Origin of the sequence: Nonomuraea aurantiaca, assembly GCF_020215705.1 — a bacterium.
Classification (GTDB): Bacteria; Actinomycetota; Actinomycetes; order Streptosporangiales; family Streptosporangiaceae; genus Nonomuraea; species Nonomuraea aurantiaca.
The window spans coordinates 1-2,459 of sequence record NZ_JAIWNB010000067.1 but is presented as its reverse complement, the minus strand read 5'-3'; the positions used below and the strand labels follow the sequence as shown (position 1 = coordinate 2,459).

Genomic DNA, 2,459 nt, shown 5'->3' with positions numbered 1-2,459 from the left:
TGCGGCCAGCAGACGCCGGTCGCTGACCCGTCAGGGCAAACGGCCCGCTGCGCCCGACCTGGTCCGGCGCACGTTCACCGCGGTCGCGCCGGACGTGTTGTGGTGCGGTGGGCTTCCCCTCGTAACGTGGAGACCGAACCGGGAGAGGTTTGGTCGTGGCTGGAACCACGAGGCGTCGCTTTGATCCAGAGTTCCGGGCCGGGGCGGTGAGAATCGTCAGGGAGACCGGCAAGCCTGTCGCGCACGTCGCGCGGGATCTGGGTATCAACGAGTACACGCTGTACAACTGGGTGCAGATGGACCGGCTCGCGGCAGGGCAGGCCGGTGGCGACGGCGGAGGCGGGACGCTGAAGGAGTCGGCGGAGGAGGAGCTGGCGCGGCTGCGGCGGGAGAAGGCCGAGCTGGTCAAGCAGCACGCCAAGGAGAAGGCGGTCTGGGAGAAGGAACGCACGGAGCTGGAGGACGAGCGTGATGACGCCCCTATGTTTGTCAAGCCGCGGCGGACGATATCTGCGCAGGTGAGAGCGCTTCTGTAATGATCGGGAACACTTCGCGGGCGACGTAGCGCTTGAGGCAGCGGATGATCTCTTTCTTGGATTTGCCCTCGCTGGTGCGGCGTTCGGCGTAGGCGCGGGTGCGCGCATCGCGGCCGAGACGGGTGACAACGACGGTGTAGAGGGCGCTGTTGCTGCGCCGATCGCCGCCGCGGTTGAGCCGGTGCCGGACGGTCTTGCCGGAAGACGCCTCGATCGGGTTGACGCCGCACAGGGCGGCGAAGGCGGCTTCGCTGCCGAGCCGGTCGGGGTTATCGCCGGCGGTGATGAGCAGTGCGGCGGCGGTGTCCGGCCCGATCCCATGCCGTTGCAGCAGTCGCGGCGCGCATTCGGTGATGATCGCGACGAGCGCGCGCTCGTGAGCACGAGCTTCCTCGGTCAAGGCCAAAATTCTGCGAGCGAGCGTGCGCAGCACCGTGCGGGCCGCGTCGTCGATGGTGCGGTGCTCGGCCTCCGGCAGGTCTGCGCAGGTGCGGATGAGCGTGGCCGGCCCGAGACCGTCGAGCGTGTCGCGCAGCGTCGGGTCGGCTCGCACCAGGACGGCCCGCAGTTGGTTGATGGCCTGGGTGCGGGCCTTGACCGCCGAGTCCCGGGCGACCTTGAGCATGCGGATCATCTCCACGGCGCCGTCCCCGGTCTTGGCGATGGCGGTGGCCTCCTGCGACAGCACGGCCCGGGCGGCGTTCTCGGCGTCGACGGTGTCGCTCTTGCCGCGCCGCCGCCGACGGGCTCGATCAGGCCGGTTGACCTCCAGGACCTCCACGTGGTTACGGCGCAGGTAGCGGTTGAGTGCCGTGCCATGCGAGCTGGTGCCCTCGACTCCGGCCCGCCGCAGGTGTCCGTGTCCGCGTGCCCACTTCAGCAGCGCGGCATAGCCCTCGGCGGTGGCCGTGAACGCCTGGGTGCCCAGGAGCACGCCCATGACGGTGATCACTGCTGCGACGTGCACTTCGTTGTGAGTGTCCACGCCGAGCACGATCTGCTCTGGCGTTTCGGCGGTGGCGGTGTGGTTGTCGGTGGAGCTGGTCACGGATCTCCTCAGTGGCAGGCAGGTGACGGTGTCACCGGCCGGGCGAGGAGGTCAGGACTGTGATGATGCACATGGCGAGGCCCCTATGGGGACACATCCGCGCCTGGTCCGGCGGCACCGCCCGGGCCAGGGCGACAGGTCATCACCAAGGCACGGTGGCCAGTCTCAAGCTGGGTCAGACCCTGGCTTGTCGGGCGGTGCCTCTCCAGTCTCACAGTCCTCAAGCGTTCCGTGGTCTTGTGGGTGAAAGAGGCGATGGGCCGGTGAGCGTGGCGGCCTTCATCAGCTCCCAGAAGACCGACCACGGCATCGACCACGCGATCTCCTGCCAGGCGCTGGAGGTCTCCCAGTCGTGGTTTTACAAATGGAAGAACCGCATCGGCGCGTCCGCGCCGACCGCCCGTGAGCAGCGGCGGACCCAATTAGATGCAGAGATCAAGCGGCTGTTTGAGGCATCGGGCGGCACCTACGGTTCACCGCGGATCACCCAAGACCTGCACGAGGCGGGCTGGCGGGTGTCGGAGAACACCGTGGCCAAGCGGATGGCCGAACTCGGCCTGGCCGGGCGGGCGCCGAAGAAGCCGCGCTCGCTTACCCGGCAGGGCAAGCGGCCGGCGGCGCCGGATCTGGTGCGGCGGAAGTTCACCGCGGCCTCCCCGGACGTGCTGTGGGTCGGCGACGTCACAATGATCACCACCGATGAGGGGCCCTTGTACTTGGCCTCGGTCGAGGACCTGTTCTCCCGCCGGCTGCTCGGCTACGCCATGTCCGAGCACCACGATGCGGCGCTGACGGTCGCCTCGCTGCAGATGGCGGTCACCACTCGCGGCGGCGACGTGGACGGGGTGATCTTCCACTCGGACCGCGGATCGGAG

General features: G+C 68.7%; 3 protein-coding genes. 2 read left to right on the top strand and 1 reads right to left on the bottom strand.

The window, feature by feature from the left end; translation table 11 throughout:
• The first annotated feature begins 155 nt into the window (after positions 1-155).
• Positions 156-536: a transposase gene (locus LDL49_RS55020; RefSeq protein WP_225302937.1), complete on the top strand. Its 381-nt coding sequence runs from the start codon at positions 156-158 to the stop codon at positions 534-536.
• Here LDL49_RS55020 and LDL49_RS55015 read toward each other — a convergent pair.
• Positions 490-1,533, bottom strand: coding sequence for an IS110 family RNA-guided transposase (locus tag LDL49_RS55015; protein ID WP_225302949.1), 1,044 nt, complete (start codon positions 1,531-1,533; stop codon positions 490-492). The genes LDL49_RS55020 and LDL49_RS55015 overlap by 47 nt on opposite strands.
• A 314-nt stretch (positions 1,534-1,847) precedes the next feature.
• Between LDL49_RS55015 and LDL49_RS55010 the strand changes: the two genes are divergently transcribed.
• On the top strand, positions 1,848-2,459 hold a 612-nt coding region (locus tag LDL49_RS55010; protein ID WP_225302936.1), incomplete at its 3' end, for an IS3 family transposase.